The sequence below is a fragment of the Mesorhizobium sp. WSM4842 genome, assembly GCF_055901575.1.
On the sequence record NZ_CM148372.1, the window covers coordinates 3427292 to 3443725 of the forward strand.

General features: G+C 62.5%; 20 protein-coding genes and 1 pseudogene. 13 read left to right on the forward strand and 8 right to left on the reverse strand.

The annotated features are described in order from the left end of the window. Positions 1–189: 189 nt before the first annotated feature. Positions 190–945 carry an SDR family NAD(P)-dependent oxidoreductase gene (locus AC0NIE_RS16525; protein WP_473488222.1) on the reverse strand — a complete coding sequence of 252 codons (756 nt, stop codon included), beginning with the start codon at positions 943–945 and terminating at the stop codon, positions 190–192. Between the two features lie 202 nt (positions 946–1147). On the opposite strand from AC0NIE_RS16525, the gene AC0NIE_RS16530 reads away from it, so the two are divergent. Further along, positions 1148–2029 (forward strand): AraC family transcriptional regulator, encoded by an 882-nt coding sequence (locus AC0NIE_RS16530; RefSeq protein WP_473488221.1) that lies wholly within the window; start codon positions 1148–1150, stop codon positions 2027–2029. Positions 2030–2239: 210 nt separating this feature from the next. Here AC0NIE_RS16530 and AC0NIE_RS16535 read toward each other — a convergent pair whose 3' ends face one another. Continuing rightward, positions 2240–2419: a hypothetical protein gene (locus AC0NIE_RS16535; protein WP_473488220.1), complete on the reverse strand. Its 180-nt coding sequence runs from the start codon at positions 2417–2419 to the stop codon at positions 2240–2242. 137 nt (positions 2420–2556) lie between these two features. Here AC0NIE_RS16535 and AC0NIE_RS16540 point away from each other — a divergent pair, with 137 nt between their 5' ends. After that, on the forward strand, positions 2557–2817 hold the full coding sequence (locus tag AC0NIE_RS16540) for a hypothetical protein (protein WP_473488219.1): 261 nt from the start codon (positions 2557–2559) through the stop codon (positions 2815–2817). Between the two features lie 3 nt (positions 2818–2820). Further along, positions 2821–3081 carry a hypothetical protein gene (locus tag AC0NIE_RS16545; RefSeq protein WP_292210749.1) on the forward strand — a complete coding sequence of 87 codons (261 nt, stop codon included), beginning with the start codon at positions 2821–2823 and terminating at the stop codon, positions 3079–3081. Here AC0NIE_RS16545 and AC0NIE_RS16550 read toward each other — a convergent pair. Continuing rightward, on the reverse strand, positions 3078–3791 hold the full coding sequence (locus AC0NIE_RS16550) for an SOS response-associated peptidase (RefSeq protein WP_473488218.1): 714 nt from the start codon (positions 3789–3791) through the stop codon (positions 3078–3080). The genes AC0NIE_RS16545 and AC0NIE_RS16550 overlap by 4 nt on opposite strands. A 264-nt stretch (positions 3792–4055) precedes the next feature. Between AC0NIE_RS16550 and AC0NIE_RS16555 the strand changes: the two genes are divergently transcribed. The 4 genes from AC0NIE_RS16555 to minE all read left to right on the forward strand — a co-directional run bounded on the left by AC0NIE_RS16555 (position 4056) and on the right by minE (position 6598). Further along, positions 4056–4493 carry a hypothetical protein gene (locus tag AC0NIE_RS16555; RefSeq protein WP_473488217.1) on the forward strand — a complete coding sequence of 146 codons (438 nt, stop codon included), beginning with the start codon at positions 4056–4058 and terminating at the stop codon, positions 4491–4493. A 170-nt stretch (positions 4494–4663) separates the two neighbouring features. Then, the gene (minC, locus tag AC0NIE_RS16560) at positions 4664–5410 is read left to right on the forward strand and encodes a septum site-determining protein MinC (RefSeq protein WP_473488216.1); all 747 of its coding nucleotides are present in this window, start codon (positions 4664–4666) and stop codon (positions 5408–5410) included. A gap of 103 nt (positions 5411–5513) precedes the next feature. Further along, positions 5514–6329, forward strand: a complete 816-nt coding sequence (gene minD, locus AC0NIE_RS16565) for a septum site-determining protein MinD (RefSeq protein ID WP_095492283.1) — start codon at positions 5514–5516, stop codon at positions 6327–6329. Next, on the forward strand, positions 6326–6598 hold the full coding sequence (gene minE, locus AC0NIE_RS16570; RefSeq protein WP_029351320.1) for a cell division topological specificity factor MinE: 273 nt from the start codon (positions 6326–6328) through the stop codon (positions 6596–6598). Before minD ends, minE begins: the two co-directional genes overlap by 4 nt. A gap of 350 nt (positions 6599–6948) precedes the next feature. Here minE and AC0NIE_RS16575 read toward each other — a convergent pair. Beyond that, a pseudogene (locus tag AC0NIE_RS16575) lies at positions 6949–7685 on the reverse strand (sulfotransferase family protein). A gap of 285 nt (positions 7686–7970) precedes the next feature. On the opposite strand from AC0NIE_RS16575, the gene AC0NIE_RS16580 reads away from it, so the two are divergent. Then, complete coding sequence (locus tag AC0NIE_RS16580) at positions 7971–8201, forward strand: hypothetical protein (RefSeq protein WP_473488215.1); 231 nt, start codon at positions 7971–7973, stop codon at positions 8199–8201. 670 nt (positions 8202–8871) lie between these two features. On the opposite strand, the gene yghU is transcribed toward AC0NIE_RS16580, so the two are convergent. Continuing rightward, positions 8872–9738: a glutathione-dependent disulfide-bond oxidoreductase gene (yghU, locus tag AC0NIE_RS16585; RefSeq protein ID WP_473488214.1), complete on the reverse strand. Its 867-nt coding sequence runs from the start codon at positions 9736–9738 to the stop codon at positions 8872–8874. Positions 9739–10000: 262 nt separating this feature from the next. Between yghU and AC0NIE_RS16590 the strand changes: the two genes are divergently transcribed. Together AC0NIE_RS16590 and AC0NIE_RS16595 are read left to right on the forward strand one after the other, a co-directional pair. Then, positions 10001–10903 (forward strand): S1C family serine protease, encoded by a 903-nt coding sequence (locus AC0NIE_RS16590; protein ID WP_095492299.1) that lies wholly within the window; start codon positions 10001–10003, stop codon positions 10901–10903. A 22-nt stretch (positions 10904–10925) separates the two neighbouring features. Beyond that, positions 10926–11873: a LysR family transcriptional regulator gene (locus tag AC0NIE_RS16595; protein WP_473488213.1), complete on the forward strand. Its 948-nt coding sequence runs from the start codon at positions 10926–10928 to the stop codon at positions 11871–11873. On the opposite strand, the gene AC0NIE_RS16600 is transcribed toward AC0NIE_RS16595, so the two are convergent. Continuing rightward, positions 11824–12555, reverse strand: coding sequence for an SDR family oxidoreductase (locus tag AC0NIE_RS16600; protein WP_473488212.1), 732 nt, complete (start codon positions 12553–12555; stop codon positions 11824–11826). The two genes, AC0NIE_RS16595 and AC0NIE_RS16600, sit on opposite strands and share 50 nt — an antisense overlap. Positions 12556–12670: 115 nt before the next feature. Further along, complete coding sequence (locus AC0NIE_RS16605) at positions 12671–13282, reverse strand: hypothetical protein (RefSeq protein WP_473488211.1); 612 nt, start codon at positions 13280–13282, stop codon at positions 12671–12673. Between the two features lie 404 nt (positions 13283–13686). On the opposite strand from AC0NIE_RS16605, the gene AC0NIE_RS16610 reads away from it, so the two are divergent. Next, positions 13687–14286, forward strand: a complete 600-nt coding sequence (locus AC0NIE_RS16610; RefSeq protein ID WP_473488231.1) for a YdeI/OmpD-associated family protein — start codon at positions 13687–13689, stop codon at positions 14284–14286. A 75-nt stretch (positions 14287–14361) separates the two neighbouring features. On the opposite strand, the gene AC0NIE_RS16615 is transcribed toward AC0NIE_RS16610, so the two are convergent. Further along, positions 14362–15054, reverse strand: coding sequence for a winged helix-turn-helix transcriptional regulator (locus AC0NIE_RS16615; protein ID WP_473488210.1), 693 nt, complete (start codon positions 15052–15054; stop codon positions 14362–14364). A 178-nt stretch (positions 15055–15232) separates the two neighbouring features. On the opposite strand from AC0NIE_RS16615, the gene AC0NIE_RS16620 reads away from it, so the two are divergent. After that, positions 15233–15559 carry a DUF1330 domain-containing protein gene (locus AC0NIE_RS16620; RefSeq protein WP_473488209.1) on the forward strand — a complete coding sequence of 109 codons (327 nt, stop codon included), beginning with the start codon at positions 15233–15235 and terminating at the stop codon, positions 15557–15559. A gap of 135 nt (positions 15560–15694) precedes the next feature. Continuing rightward, positions 15695–16222 carry a hypothetical protein gene (locus AC0NIE_RS16625; protein WP_473488208.1) on the forward strand — a complete coding sequence of 176 codons (528 nt, stop codon included), beginning with the start codon at positions 15695–15697 and terminating at the stop codon, positions 16220–16222. The last annotated feature ends 212 nt before the right edge of the window (positions 16223–16434 follow it).

A 16434-nucleotide genomic window follows, 5' to 3' on the forward strand; every position in this document is an offset into this window, starting at 1 on the left:
CCGCGGAGCGTTCTACGTCGCCGTTGGGTGGAGGACCGCCCTTCAAGTGTGGCTCTCGGATCGACGTGGTTGCCGGACATTCCGGTCTTTCAGCTTCAGTCGACGGCCAAAGGAGGCTTTTCCCGACGGCGGAATGACAATGCGCGCGGCTATACGGCCGCGCGCTTCAGTTGTCGGGGGTCCGACTGATCAGATCGCCTGACCACCCGAAACCTCGATCCGCTGTGCCGTAACCCAACGGTTATCCTCGCCCAGAAGGCTTGCCACCATCGGCCCGATGTCGTCGGGCAGCCCCACGCGGCCAAGCGCGGTCATCCCTGCGAACTGCGCGTTGACTTCGGCATTGTCGCGCACCAGCCCGCCACCGAAATCGGTCTCGATCGCTCCGGGCGCGACCGTGTTCACTGTGATCCCGCGCGCACCCAGCTCTTTTGCCATATAGACGGTCAAGATTTCGACCGCCCCCTTGGCGGCCGCATAGGCCGAGAAGCCCGGATAGGACACGCGGGTCAGGCCCGAAGAAAAGTTCACGATCCGCCCGCCATCTGCGATGAGCGGCAGAAGCGCCTGCACGAGGAAGAAAACGCCCTTCACATGGACGTCGAACAGACCGTCGAACTGCGCCTCGGTGGTATCGCCGATCATGGTGAATTCGCCGTGTCCGGCATTGTTGATCAGGTAATCGAAGCTGTCGCGGCCCCAGGTCTCTTTCAGCGCCGCGCGCAGGGTCTCGGCAAAGGCCGCGAAGCTGGCGACCTCGCGGAGATCGAGCTGCAGGGCAACCGCCTTACGGCCCAGGGCTTCGATCTCGGCCACAACCTCGCGAGCCTGAGATGCGTTGCCGCGATAGGTGACGATCACGTCGCGGCCATGCTGCGCGATGCTGACAGCGGTGTTGCGGCCGAGGCCGCGGTTGGCGCCGGTGACAAGTGCGATCTTGGTCATGCGGGAAGTCCTTTCATCCGAAGCGATGGGGACAACATGCGGCAAGAGCGTCTCCAGTTGTTGCCGATTCCTCGCGTAGTCTTGCCTGTTCCTGCAAATCTGGATCGGCCTTGCCGCACAGGATTTGCCAGAATGTCCGGATTTCTTGCCTGATCCTTCTTTAGTTCTTGCCTGAAACGCCACCACCCTTCAACTTGCCCCCATGAGCCGAACGCTTCTCGACCTTGTGCGCAGCTTTGCCGACACTCATGCCGACCGTTTCGGGGCGGCGTCGACGCCTATTCCCGGCCTGACCGCGATCCGCGCCACGCAGCCCGGCGAATTGCAGGTGGCTGTCAATCGGCCGCTGGTGGCCATGCTGTTACAAGGTGTCAAGCGGGTCACGATAGGGGCCGAGACATTGGAATTCGGTCCGGGCGAGTCGCTGCTGATCTCGGCCGATGTGCCCACGGTCAGCCAGATCACGCAGGCAAGCCTCGGCGCGCCCTACTATTCGCTGGTGCTGGAACTCGACCCCGTCCTTATGCGGGAACTCGCGGTCGAGATGGCGGCGGTCCCGGGCGATCCGTGCAAGCCTGTCCGAGTGGAGCCGACCGACGCAGATGTCGCCGATGTGGCCCTGCGCCTGATGCGGCTTCTGGACCGTCCCTCTGCCCTCCCGGTCCTGCAAGGGCCGTTGCTGCGCGAGATTCATTTCTGGCTTCTGGCGGGACGGCACGGATCGGCCCTCCGCAGCCTCGGCGGGGCCGATGGCCATGCACAACGCATCGCCCGTGCGGTCGCTATGATCCGCGAAAGCTATGCACGGCCGATCCGCATCGAGGAACTGGCCGAGGCCGCGGGGATGAGCACCTCGTCCTTCCACCAGCATTTCCGCCAGACCACCACGCTGTCTCCCTTGCAATTCCAGAAGCAGTTGCGCCTGATCGAGGCTCGGCGCCAGATGCTGGCCGATGGCATGAGCGTGAGTTCGGTGGCTTATGCGGTGGGCTATGAGAGCGTGCCTCAGTTCACCCGCGAATATGGCCGTCTGTTCGGCAAACCACCGGCCCGCGACATACGACAGGCACAGATGGATGCGTAGTCTGACTCTGCTTCAGAAGAAAGCGAGCGTCCGCTGTGGGCTCAATTGAGCCGTTCGTCGCGTCCGCCGCCGAGGACCGGAAAGGGTCGACACCTGCCGGAGCGTGAACGTCCCGTTCGGAGAACCGTCGGGAACGGCGGCTTATGGCGCTAAGCCGACCTTCGAACGGCACGATTGAACACGCGTCCTGCTGCCCTCATCTCTGGGCGCTTAGCGCGTCGCTCGGCGTGGTGACGACAGGGCATCAAGCCGCTCCTGCAGATGCCCATTCAGCACGATCATTTCCTTGAGCGCCTTCACCGCATCGCCCTTGTGCTGGGCGATGAAATTGTCGGTGACTGCCTGAAGGGCGGCCTCCTGGCGGCTGTCCAGCGTCACGATGTGGTCCATGGCGATGCCTCCGACAGTTCCTGTTCAAATTGAACAAAACGGGAACAAAAATGTCAAGGGTGAATTGACTCCGCGAGGAATGCCTTCCTATTTGTCAGTAGGTGGGCCGGTTGCTCACAAACTGGGGAGAGCCTGCGATGGGCAGACGAAAAAGCCGGTTTGACAGGCTGTCAGCGAGGCATGCCGAGGCGATCATCAGGGATGCTCTCAGCCTGCGCAGGACGGTGCTTTCGTCGCAACTGCATCTGAAAGCGCATGGCGAGCTGTTTTGGCAGCTTTGCGGGCTTGTCGAAAAATTGCATGAGGTGATGGCCAGCGTAGCGGAGAAGGAGCCCGATTTCCGGATGCCGGATCTTGGCCTGCTCCCGCTTCCCGACGACTATTTGACTCGGAAATGAGCCATGGCCGGGCCGATGGACAGCGTTGGACGTGCCGCGAAGGCCAACATGCTGCTGATCGTGGAGTGCGGCCACTGCTACCATGTTGGCCGTTTTCGGGCCAACGACGTGGCCAAGGTGGTGGGCTGGAACAAGCCGCTGGAGACCATCCGGTTCAAGTGCAAGCGGTGCAGCCGAACGAACACGACGGTAAAGACCCAGTTCATCGACCAGGACCATCCGCCGAAGGGCTATATCTGGGTGCTGCAGAAGTTCAAGCTTTAGAACAGCGAACCCTGTACCGGCGCCTGCGGGAGCTGCGGCGGAAACTTGATCTGCGTCGCCGGCTTGTCGACGATCACCAGCGCGTCGTCGGGTGCGGTGCGCTGCAGGTGCCTGGCCTCCGACCACGACGCGGTCAGCCAGGTCTCGGTTTCCTCCTGTGTGGTCAGGATGACGGGCATGGCCTTCTCATGGATCGGCGCGATCAGGGCGTTTGGCTTGGTGGTCAGAAAACCGTAGAGCTCGAAGTCGCCGGGGCCGTCCTTGACCTTGCGCACGCCCTGCCAGCGCGTCCACAGGCCGGCGAAGAAGAACAGTGGCCGCTCCTCGTTCAGCGCGAACCAGTAGTTTTTCTGGATACCGGTATCCGGGTCCTTGTCGCCGGGCGTCGGGCTCGGCTCGGCAAAACTGGTGAGCGGCACCACGCAGCGGTTGTCGAGGCCGAGATATTGCTGCCAGTGGCCGTATTGCGGGTTGCGGATGTTGGTGGTGCCGTAGTCGGCCTTGCCCTTCACCCGCTCAATCGGCGTCGGCATGCCCCACAGCAGGTTGGCCAGTTCGCGCGTCCCATCCGGCGCGTTGCGCACCACCGGGCCGGGCTGGTTGGGGTAGATATCGATGGAGGGCTCGAGATTGCCGAGGATGTCGCGCAAGGCGCGGGTCCACTGGCGGATCGCTTCCTGGCTGGTGGTGATGTTGTAGAGGTTGCACATGTCGAGCCCTCAGGGATGTTCAGGCATCTTGTGGGAAAGGGCAGGCAATTTCCAGCGCTGTCCGCTCGGCTGCTGACACGCTACCCCAGCCACCACAGCGCGATCACCGCCGCCACCCGGGCGATCGACCGCCCCAGAAGGACACTACCGTGCGCAGCGGCGAACCACGGGCTCCGCTTACGCAACGGACGCCGATTGTGCGCGTTCTACCCATTAGGAGCGATGTGACGGCTGGTCTCATGCGCTCACAATCGGAGGCAAACCATGATGTCTAAGTTCAAAGAAGCCCTTGAGCGCGGGAAGGAAGCCCGTGAGCAAGAGGGGAAGGTCCGCAATGAGAAGGGAGGTGTGGTGGACTTCGGCGCGCAAGCCAGGGCCTGGCTAAACGACGTCGTGGTTGCCTCGTTGGAAGCGGCCAAGGCTGAGGTGGCCGGCGAGGTGACTGTCGAGATGGACACCGCGCCACGCCGCCAAGCCAAAGCGTCAACACCATCCATTCGGTTCAAAGTCTACAGAAAGCGAGGCATGGAGAAGGAGGCAGTCGGAAGGACGTTCACGGTCAACGTTCAGCTGAGTGGGCAAGTGTCAGTCTCTTCGCCCGGGATGGTGGCGAGAGAAGTGGGAAACATAGGGGAAAGGACTGACGAGCGGTTCTCTACCTTGCTAGCGGAGCTGATCGAGGACGCAGCGAAGGGCACTTAACCAGCAAGGTGTCGAGGAAAGGGCTGGCAATTTCCCGCGCTGGCCGCTCGGCTGCTGACACGGTCAAGCCTGTCAGAAATGGCTTTCTTAATGTCGCGAACACCCCCTCCGTTAACCTTTCGTTAACCATGGCTGGCTAGCGTTTACCTATCAGTAAGGAATCGCTGTCCGTGACCTTCGCCGCCCCCGTCGAGACCAAATCCATTCGCTTTCGCGCCCGCTCGTTCGTCGCCTTCACGCTCACGCCGGAGGCGCCGCTTTCGGAGTGGCTGGAGAGCCTCGATCGCTGGATCGGCAATTCTCCCGGCTATTTCGCCGGCCGGCCGGTGGTGCTCAACCTCAATACGTTGAAACCCGAGGTCGGCGAGATCGAAGCGCTGGTCGCCGAGCTTGGCCTGCGCGGCATCCGCATTTATGCCATCGAGCTCGACGGCAGCACGGCGCTTGAGGCCAATCTGCCGCCGGTGCTGATCGGCGCGAAGGAGGCCACCGCCGGCCTGCTGATGCAGGCCGACAGCAAGGGCAGGCCGGAAGAGACGGGCAGGGCGGAACAGGGCAAGCAGCCGGAAGACAGGCCGCCGGAAGCGCCGGCCACGCTGATGGTGAAAACGCCGATCCGCTCGGGACAGTCGGTCTTTCATGCGCATGGCGACGTCATCGTGCTCGGTTCCGTCGCCTCCGGGTCCGAGATCGTCGCCGCCGGCTCCATCCACGTCTACGGCGCACTGCGCGGGCGGGCGTCGGCCGGTGTGCTAGGCCATTCGGCGGCGCGCATCTTCTGCCGCAGGAACGAGGCCGAGCTGCTGTCGGTCGACGGCTGGTATTGCACCGCCGAGGAGATGGAGCCGTCCTTGCGTGGAAAAGCCGTCCAGGCATTTCTCGAAAAAGACACACTGCGCATCGCGCCGTTCAGCTAATGCAGTCGCCCGAAAGTACGCAGCGGTTTTTGAATAAAAACAAAGACTTAAGCGCATCGCATAATTCAGACGCTTAACAATACCAACAATAATGGAGGCATAGATGGGCAAGGTAGTGGTGGTCACCTCCGGCAAGGGGGGCGTCGGCAAGACGACCTCGACGGCCGCCCTTGGCGCTGCGGTCGCGAGAACCGGCAAGAAGGTGGCTCTGGTCGACTTCGACGTCGGCTTAAGGAATCTCGATCTGATCATGGGCGCCGAGCGGCGGGTGGTGTTCGACCTGGTCAACGTCATCCAGGGAACGGCCAAGCTCTCGCAGGCGCTGATCCGCGACAAGCGGGTCGAGACGCTGTTCCTGCTGCCGGCCTCGCAGACGCGCGACAAGGATGCGCTGACCGAGGAGGGCGTCGGCGAGGTGATCGACAAGCTGCGCTCGGTGTTCGACTACGTCTTCTGCGACAGCCCGGCCGGCATCGAGCGCGGCGCGCAGCTTGCCATGCGCTTTGCCGACGAGGCGGTCATCGTCACCAATCCCGAAGTCAGCTCGGTGCGCGATTCCGATCGGATCATCGGCCTGCTCGATGCCAGGACCGTCAAGGCCGAGCGGGGTGAGCAGATCGCCAAGCACGTGCTGGTGACGCGGTACGATGCCGCCCGGGCGGCGCGCGGCGAAATGCTCTCGATCGACGACGTTCTGGAGATCCTGTCGACGCCGCTCCTGGGCATCATTCCCGAGAGCCAGGACGTGCTCAAGGCCTCCAACCTCGGTTCGCCGGTGACGCTCAGCGATCCGACCAATTCCGCCGCCCGCGCCTATATCGAGGCGGCCAAACGGCTCGAGGGCGAGGACCTGCCGGTCGTCGTGCCGTTCGAGCGCAAGGGCTTTCTCGACCGGCTTTTTGGAAGGAGGGCAGCATGAACCTGTTAGACCTCTTCAAGCGGCGCGGCAGCGCGCCGGTGGCGCGCGAGCGGCTGCAGGTGCTGCTCGCCTATGAGCGCCGCAACCGCAGCCAGCCCGATCTCGTCTCGGTGCTGCGCGAGGAGATCATGGCCGTCATCGCCAGACATGTGCAGATCGACCAGGACTATCTGCAGGTCTCGATGGATCGCGGCGAGACGATGTCGACGCTGGAGATCGACATCCAGATCCCCAACAAGAGCGCAAGGCCGCTGGCCATGTCGGCCTGAGCGGCAGTGTTGCGGCCAGAGAAGCGCCGGAAACTGGCTCCATGAGTTGAGCGCGGCTGTCCAGCGCTGGTGGGTTTTACCCAGGGCAATCCCTTCCGCTTTGCGCTGCCCCTCATCTGCCTGCCGGCATCTTCTCCCCGTATAGTGACGGGGAGAAGGGGCTGGCCGCAACCTCGGCACGTTTTCTGCAACGCTGGAGACTGGCGAAATCCTCGCCGAAGGTGTCTTTCTCCCCTCACTATACGGGGAGAAATGCCCGGCAGGGCAATGAGGGGCGGCGCCGACATCGACAGTGGTCATCCCAACACCCGGTTTGTCTGAAGCGATTGCCTGGCGTGATCTCCTGGCCACTACCCCAGCCACCACAAAACCCCGCCCAGCACCGCCACCACCCCCGCGATCGACAGCCCGAGCATGATGTAGGATCCCTTGATGACGTCGCGGATCACCTTCTTGACGCTTGAGCGGTCATTGAGGGTCGGGAACGGCTCCTGCGGTTCCGCCACGCCGAGAAAGCGGCACAGCGGCCCCCAGCCTTCGGTCACCGTGAACACCAGGAGCTTTTCCGGCGGAACGGCTGCCTTCACCTCCTCGGTGTAGGCGTTGTAGCGGGCGCCCGCTCGCGGTCGTCCATCACGCCGGCCAGCACGCGGCCCCAGATCAGCTTGCGCGACATGTCGCCGAATTTTCGGCCGAACGGCGTCAGCCACTCCAAAATCTTGAACTGCCAGAGATTCTCGGTGAAGTAGATCGTGTCGATCGTGCTGTCGTACCAGCCTTCGGCACCGCGCGGGTGGAGCGTCAGCAGCACCTTGGCGTCAGGGTATTCGGCCAGCAGCTCCCGCTACACGCAGCAGCCGGGATTGTCGACCGTCGCCGTGTAGTTGGCAAACACCCGGTCCCAGTCGAGCGGCGTGCCGGGCTTGCTGTTCGCTACCTTGCGCCAGAAGTCGAGGTGGCCCTTGTTGGCCTTGTTGAGGATCACTTCCTGCATGTGATAGCAGGGAAGGCCGAGCCTGTTCAGCGCGGCAAAGGTCGACCATGTGCCCGTGCGTCCGAACCCCGCGCCGATTACCTTGAGCGCCATGCATTCTCCCTGGACTGATCTTCTTGTTTTGTCGCAGTCCGTAGCGCCTACGTTGCGCCCGGAGCGCCCGGCACGCAACAAATTTCCGTCGTGCCTTCCCTCACCAGATCAGCTCTTTTGAATGGACAGCATCAGCCACGAAGCGTCTCAACCATAGGATGCATTAATCATGCACACACTTCTGATCCATTTGCCACTTGCGCAACCATTAAAAGGGTGAAAACGTTGGTGTGGGGTAAATGGGCAAGGGTGGTCGTCGCGGCTGTTAGAAGCTCCGGGACGGCCGTGAAAAACGATGAATTTTCCACAGTTCCTGGTGGGGATGGCCACCGCGTCACTCGTCGTGGCGTTCTCGACTTTTTTGGCAACGGGTTCGATCTGGAAGGCGCTGGGCTGGACGGTTCTTACCTTGATCGTTTCGCAGGTTGGATATTTTGTGTTGGTCATCCGGCTGATCTATGGAACCGGGCGAAAGACACACAGGTAATCCGCGACCCGCGAGTGCTGGACCATTGAGACGGTCTGCGGTTTCGAGATCCAGGTCAGGCCAGCACCAATATCAACATGCCTAGACCATAATGTTTATAAGATAGACAGCATGGTCTAAGCCGTTTGAAAGCGGACTTGTTCGGTTCTGGGAATGTGCATTGGACGTTCCGTTACTTTAGCCAACCAGTATATATTTGCGGATACATATGCCTGGATTGGGCAGCGCGGAAGCCTGCCTGCGGCTTGTGCAATCCTGAACTCCCAAGTGCTTCCTGCCTCTATCGATGCTGCTCGGTTGAGGCTAAGGTTTGTTGAGATTCAGGCTGACCGTAGGGGCCAGCACTGGATCGCTGCACTTCTCGGTCACCGTAACGGCATGGATCCTAGGTCTGCGCTCCGCTTCGCGTTCGCTTCGCCCCAGGATGACGAACGGGGAGTGTCGTTTCAGCCAATCCTAGAGGTTTGCGCTTGGCATCAACCGCCACCGCTACGCGGCGACGCAATTGCCAATTTTCACCATCAGCGATTGGCCTCAAGCCACCATGCCTTCGTCATCCTAGGGCGGAGCAGGAGCGAAGCGACGTTGCGGAGACCCTAGGATCCATGCCGTTACAGTGGTCGAGTTGAACAGCAGCGCAGCAAGTGACCGTCCCTCCGGACGCCGGAACCCTCCGGCGCCACGCGTCATCTGCTCAGCTCACTCCGCCGCCAGCTTGTCCTGCGTCTTGGTGTCGAAATCGCTGGCGTCGTGGCGCTCGTGCAGCTGCATCGCCGGCTCGCCGAAGGTGCGGTTGACCATGCGCCCGCGCTGCACCGCCGGCCGCGCGTCGATCGCGTCGGCCCAGCGCTGCACGTGTCTGTACTCCGTGACCGACAGGAACTCGCCGGCATCGTTATACATGCGGCCCTTGGCCAGCCCGCCATACCAGGGCCACACGGCGATATCGGCAATCGTGTAGGCGTCGCCGCCGAGATATTCGCTTTCAGCGAGGCGCCGGTCGAGCACGTCCATCTGGCGCTTGGTCTCCATGGCGAAGCGGTCGATGGCATATTCGATCTTTTCCGGCGCATAGGTATAGAAATGGCCGAAGCCGCCGCCGAGATAGGGCGCCGAGCCCATCTGCCAGAACAGCCACGACAGGGTTTCTGCGCGCGCCGGCTGCTCGGCCGGCAGGAATTCGCCGAATTTTTCGGCCAGATGCACCAGGATCGAGCCGGATTCGAAGACGCGGATCGGCTTTGGCCCGCTGCGGTCCATCAGCGCCGGGATCTTGGAGTTGGGGTTGACCTCGACGAAGCCGCTGCCGAACTGGTCGCCGTCGTTGATCCTGATCAGCCAGGCGTCATATTCGGCGCCTTTGTGGCCGAGCGCCAAGAGCTCCTCCAGCATGATCGTCACCTTGACGCCGTTCGGTGTCGCCTGCGAGTAAAGCTGCAGCGGATGCTTGCCGACCGGCAACTCCCTGTCATGCGTCGGGCCCGCGATCGGCCGGTTGATGCGGGCGAAGGCGCCGCCATTTTCCTTGTTCCAGGTCCATACTTTCGGCGGTGTGTATTGGTTCATCTCGGGAGGCCTTGTGATGTGAGCGGGGAGGGTCAGCTTGCGCATGGAAGCGGGAGATTCGTCGGGCAGGTTCATCTACACATAGATATAGGTAGTTCGGGCAGCAGGAAGTTCAACTTATATTGAACTATTGTCGAGGCCGCATGCCGATTCTCCCAGGGGAGAAGGGCTCACCGATGCCCTTGCGCCTCGTCACGTGCGCCATACCTATAGGCATATCGGGCCTTTGCCGGCCCACGCATCGCTTACCGGGATTGAGAGCATGACCATCGATACGATTTTGCGGTCCATCGTGGCGGTGCGCGCATCGATCCCGGACGATGCCTTCACCGCCAATGCGCTGGGCACGAGCCGGGAAGGCAGCGGCGTGGTCATTCGCGATAACGGGCTGGTGCTCACCATCGGCTATCTCATCACCGAGGCGGAAGAAGTCTGGCTGACCGACCACAACGGGCGCGTGGTTCCCGCGCACGCGCTCGCCTACGACCAGGAATCGGGCTTCGGCCTGGTGCAGGCGCTGGCGCCGCTCGGCCTGCCTGCGGTGGCCTTTGGCGACGCGGCCAGGGCGATGGCCGGCGACCCGGTGGTGCTCGCCGACGGCATCGGCCAGGCGGTCAGCGCGCATATCGTCACCAAGCAGGAATTCGCCGGCTATTGGGAGTATCTCCTGGACGAAGCGATCTTCACCGCGCCCGCCCATCCGTCATGGGGAGGTGCGGCACTTATCGGGCAGGATGGCAGGCTGCTCGGCATCGGTTCGCTGCGCCTGCAGATGAGCCGCGCCGGCGAGATCGCCGATATCAACATGGTGGTGCCGATCGACCTTCTGCCGCCCATTCTCGACGATCTCCTGACACGCGGCCAGGTTGCCAAGCCACCGCGCCCATGGCTCGGAGCCTTCTCCGCCGAAAGCAATGGCGAGGTTGTGGTGATGAGCGTCGCCGAAGGCAGCCCGGCCGCCGAAGCCGGCCTGCGCCAGGGCGACATCATCTCGGATGTCCGCGACGGCGAAGTCGACGGGCTCGCCGATTTCTACCGCAAGTTGTGGCAGAACCCGGCGGGCGCCGAGATCCCGTTGCGGGTTGTGCGCGACGGCCGCGAAACCTGGCTGCGCGTCAAGTCGGCCGACCGCAACAGCTTTCTCAAGAAACCGCAGCTGCAGTGAAGCAGTCGATTCGGGTCACCTGATGCATCCAAGACTGCTCAAGACATTCCTCGCGGTTGCGCGGTGTCGAAACATCACCCGTGCGGCCGAGGAGATCCACCTCGCGCAATCGAGCGTGAGCGATCAGATCCAGACGCTTGAAACCGAGCTTGGCACGGCCCTGTTCACGCGGTCGAGGCAAGGCCTGCAACTGACGCTGGCAGGCGACACGCTGAAGCCCTACGCCGAAGAGATTCTGATGCTGGCCGAAGAGGCACGGGCTGCCGTGGACGCCAGTGCCGGACACGCTGCCGGATCAATGACGATCGGCGCGCTGGAGACGATCGCCTCGGCGAAGCTTGCGCAATGGCTTCCGGATTTCCAGGCCTCACATCCCGACATCAATCTTCGGCTGAAGGTCGCGGGCAGCGGCGATCTGCTGCGGAAGCTGGAAGACGACGAGATCGATGTCGCCTTCTGCTTCGACAGGGATGGTTTCGAGAAGGGCGCCCTCGACGAACGCCTCGCCAGGCGGACTATTTCGGTGGAACCATTGATCCTTGTCGTCCCACCGGCGGAGGCAGCGATGAGAGGCGACCTTGCGGCACTCGGCAGCATGCGCTTCGTGGTCACCGAAGCTGGATGCGTCTATCGCCACCTGTTCGACAAGGCTTTTGCCGAGGCAGGCCTTGCATCGCCAAAGCTTGCCGCCGAAGTCGGCAGCATCGACACGATCGCGCGCCTGGTGTCGGCTGGTGCTGGCCTTGGTCTGGTTCCTCGTCTGGCGGTGGTCGACGCGCTCGATCGTGGCGAGATCATCGAAATGCCCTGGCCGGGTGCGGTCCGGACGGCATGCCTCGTCATGATCTGGCGCCGCAGGCGGGTCCAGCCACCAGCGTTGAAACTGCTGCTGGCGGCCGCGGGCGACAAATTCGCGCCGATCAGACCAGCCGGTGCCCACCCTCGACATGCAGTGTCGTCCCTGTCGTGAAAGCGTTGCCTATCAAAAAGCAGATAGCGTCGGCGATATCGTCCGGTTGTCCGACCCGCCCAACCGGCAGCCGGTCTGCCATCGCACTCAGCGTGTCATCCTTCTTGTCGCCGGCAACGAAATTCCAGATCGGCGTGTCGACCCAGCCAGGCGACACCGCGTTGACCCGGATGGGCGCCAGTTCGATGGCGAGCGCCCGCACGAGCCCCTCCAGCGCCGCGTTGACGGCGGCGACGACCGAGCCTCGCGCCGCCGGCCGGTAGGCCGCAATGCCGGACGTGAAGGTGAGGGAGCCCGTGGCTGAGAGCATCGGCGCGCCATGTTTGGCCAAGAGCAACGGCCCGTAGAACTTGCTTTCAACGACCCTCTGGGCCGCCTTCAGCTCGAGCGCGGGCAACAGCTCATAGGCGCCTTCGATATCGGCTGCGGTGCTGACGATATGGTCGAGCCGGCCGATCCGTCTGAACAAAGCGGCGACCTGGTCCTCCCTGGCGATATCGACCGCGACGGTGTTCAGCGCGGCAGGGTTGCCCAACTCCTCGCGGGCGCACTTCAGCCGGTCCTCATTGCGCCCGGCGATGACGACCTTGGCGCCAGCCGCGAGACACCGCCTTGCCAGCGCCAGACCCATTCCCGAGCTGCCGCCGACGACCAGAACTTTGCTGTTTGTCATATCCGCCATCCTTCGTTTCCACAGACGACCACTTCGGCGGGTAAGTCGCAGGCCTGGGCTCGAAGTGGAAACGGAAGAAATCGATAGTGCCATCGGAAAATCCGATGCACGACGGGACGCTGCCTCACTCGCCGCAGGCGCTGAAGCCGGTTCCGGGGTTCCACTCCGCGAAGGGGATGATTTTCCCTTCGACAGACACCGTCGCGTGCTCGGTGGTGCCGTCCGGCCGCATCTTGCTGCTTTTGCCCTTGCCGGTCAAAACATTGTAGTCGCAGTCACTTGCGACATTGTCCTCAAGGTAGTCGTGATAGTCATAGGCAAAGCCGGCGACGATGAAGGCGCCGTCGCGGTAAGTGAGCGTCAGCGTCTGGTTGGTCCGCTTGCTGCCGACCGGCATTGCCGGCAGATACAGTTTGATCGAGCCGTTGGGCAGTGCGGTCAGCTCCGGCTCGGTGTCGGAAGCCTCGTAGCCCGGCCTGTCGTAACCGTTCCACTCCCCGTAGATCTGCTCACGCACGATGCCGGCAGGTTTGAGAAAATTGGCCTCGCGGTCCCTGAGGAAGAAGTACATGTCCATCGGGTCGCTGGGCTTGGTCTCGACGATCATCACCAGATCGACGGCGCCGTCGCCATTCCAGTCGCCGGTCAGCGCGGTGATGACCTTCTGGGTTTCGATCGGTTCCGCCAGGGCCATGGTTGGCGCCAGCAGCATCAGGCCGAACATCATTGCTCGCATGGCAATATCCCCCAGTTGACGCCCGCCGTGTCTAGAGCGGGACCGTCGCCGGGTTATTACATCACGATGCGAAGGTCCGCCAAGGGCGCCGCGGGACAGCGACGCTGCCAATCTCCCCCCTCGTGGGGGAGATGCCCGGCAGGGCAGAGGGGGGCGCTGTCCCGCCGGCCTTCAACCCTTTGCAACTGCACCTCATGTCAATTCTCGGTTGGTCATGAGGTAACGAGACGATGGCGATCCTTCGCGCCCCCCCTCTGTCCTGCCGGACATCTCCCCCACAAGGGGGAGATTGGCAGCTTCGCTGTCCCGCCAGCCTTGCAACAAGGCCACTGTTGCTCCATTCGATCGGAGCTGAGCGCGACAAGGAGGAAACCGATGACGACCGCAAAAAGGCAGGCCCGCTGATGGCGCCGGTTAAGGTCGATCCTGCCAAGGTGCGCGAATTCGGGGATGCCGAAAGCTTCTACACCTGGCTCGGCCAGCACCACGACACCGAGACAGAAGTCTGGATCAAGATCCACAAGGTCGGTTCGGGGCTGCCTTCGATCACGCCCAAGGAGGCTATCGACGTCGTGCTGTGCTGGGGCTGGATCGATGCCGTGCGCAAGGGGCTCGACGACAAGAGCTATTTGCAGCGCTACACGCCGCGCGGCAGGAAGAGCACATGGAGCCAGATCAACGTCGACAACGTCGCCCGGCTGATCGAGGAGGGCCGGATGACCGAGCATGGGCTCAAACAAGTCGAGGCGGCGAAGGCCGACGGCCGCTGGGCGCGCGCCTATGGAAGCGGCAAGGACATGAAAATCCCCGACGATCTCCAGGCGGCAATAGACGGCGAGCCCAAGGCCAAGGCGATGCTGGCAACGCTCAGCGCGCAAAACCGTTTCGCGCTCGCCTTCCGCATCCATAACATGAAGACCGAAGCCGGCCGCAAGAAGAAGATCGCAGCGTTCGTCGAGATGCTGAAGCGCGGCGAGACGATCTACCCGCAAGGGAAGAACTAGCTTATTGGCGATTAGGCGCCGCCTGCCCGATGGACCGCCTGATAGCGCACGGTCACCGGGGAGCAATCGCCGCCGTCAGGCCGCTCGCTTCGGTTCGATCGCAAACGGGCTGAGCCCCAGCCAGGCCTGCATCTTCCTTGCGATGTCCTGGTTGCCTGTCAAGGCGAGCTTCGCTCCGGCCCGCTCGACCGTGATCAGCCCCATCCAGATTTCGGTCATCGTGTGCAGGTCGGTCGAGACGTACAGGTCGACATCGAACCCCGGATCGTACCAGCACAGATCGACCTCGCCGTGCTTTTCGATGATCAGCCACCACGAGCGCTTGGACGCCGGTAGCTCCTGATACAGAAATTGTATCACTGTTCGCCCGTCTGGCAGCGGGGAGGGGTTCAGATTGCGCCGCATATCCCACATCAGCAGCGAAGGATCGAGGTTTTTCAGGGATAGCCGGGACTCGACCCATTTCTGCCCCCAGAAACCCATCGCATCGACGACGGAACGCAAATCTCTGCCCGCCTCCGTCATCTGGTATTCGAAGATGCCCTTCTCGCGGCGCACCTCCTTGCGCTCGACGATCCCCGCCAGCTCGAGTTCCTTGAGCCGTTGCGACAGAAGGGTCGGCGACATTTTGGGGACGCCGCGGCGCAAGTCGTTGAAGCGGGTCGATCCCGCCACCAGTTCGCGAAGCAGCACCATGGTCCAGCGGGTGCACAGCACCTCGGCGGCCATCGACAGCGGGCAGAACTGTTTGTATCCGGACTGGGCCATGATTGCGGTCTCTCCCTCCAACTAGGCCCGGACCATAGGCCTTCCCTGACAGCGCGGCGAGTACAGAAACTGTATCAGCCCAGTTCAGTTCGCGGACTGGCTGGCGCGGGCCTTGTCATGCGAGCCCTTTGGCCGGTGCACGGGATAGCCCTGTGCGCCTAACCAGGAGACATGACCCATGACCGCTTACATCATTGCAGACATCAAGGTGAAGGACCCGCAGTGGATGCCGGCCTACGCCGCTTCAGTCCACGACCTCGTTCACAATCATGGCGGCAGATACCTGTCGCGCAGCGGCAATGTGAAGACGCTCGAAGGCAAGCCGCTCGACACGACCCTGATTGCCTTAATGGCGTTTCCATCCGAGGCGGCGGCTCGCGCCTTCACCAACGATCCTGCCTACGCGTCCTTCGTGTCGGCCCGTCAGCGCGGCAGTGACAGCCGTTTCCAGTTGATCGACGACACCGATCTGGCTGGCACGATTTCCTATCTGCCGAAGGGATGACGAGCTTTGCGGGACGACGAGCTTTGCCGGCATTCGATGCGTCGAATTCCGAACCAACCAGCAAGAAGAAGTCGCAGGTTTTTCCGGCCAAATTCAGGCCAGGCTCTGTGCTTTGATCACAAGAACGGAATGAATATGACAAACTATCTTTGCAATAAGCTTCTCATGGCCGGCGCCGTCCTGTCGGTCTGCACCGCATTCGCGCAGGCTCATCAGGAGGCCGGTACGTTGCCTGGCGCCAATCCGCTGGCCGACAAGGTGCGTGCCGCCGACAGCCGTTTTCTCGATGTTTCGGTCGCCGTCGCCGAGGGCTATTCGCCCATTCCCTGCGCCAGCGGCATCACCGGCGGCGCCATGGGCATCCACTATGTCAACGCCGAATACTTGAAGGACGACAAGATCGATCTCGCCCGCCCTGAAGCCGTCATGTACGAACCGATGGCCGATGGAACGCTGAAGCTGGTGGCGGTCGAGTATATCACCTCGAAAGGCCCGGCCTCGCTGGACGGGCATCTGTTCAACTTCAACGGCGCGCCCAATCGCTACGGCCTGGGTGCTTTCTACGAACTGCATGTCTGGGCCTGGAAGGGCAACCCGACCGGCACTTTCGCCGACATGAACCCGAACGTGTCGTGCGACCCGACGGTCGCCCCAAGCCAGTAGGCGGTCAGGCCGGGCGGCGCTACTGCCGCCTGGCCGTTCGGTCTCCTCCCGCTGGCCTTGAAGCCACGTCCGGCTCCTCCATTTAGTTCGCAATAGCGCAACTTTCCGAGGAAGCGCCAGGAGTTGCTGGCCTCCGACAAACCAGAGTGGCCGCCCGTTCGGTTTTGGCGGGCAGCCTTAACAATCGAGCGTCTTCCTCGTTGTCAGACGAA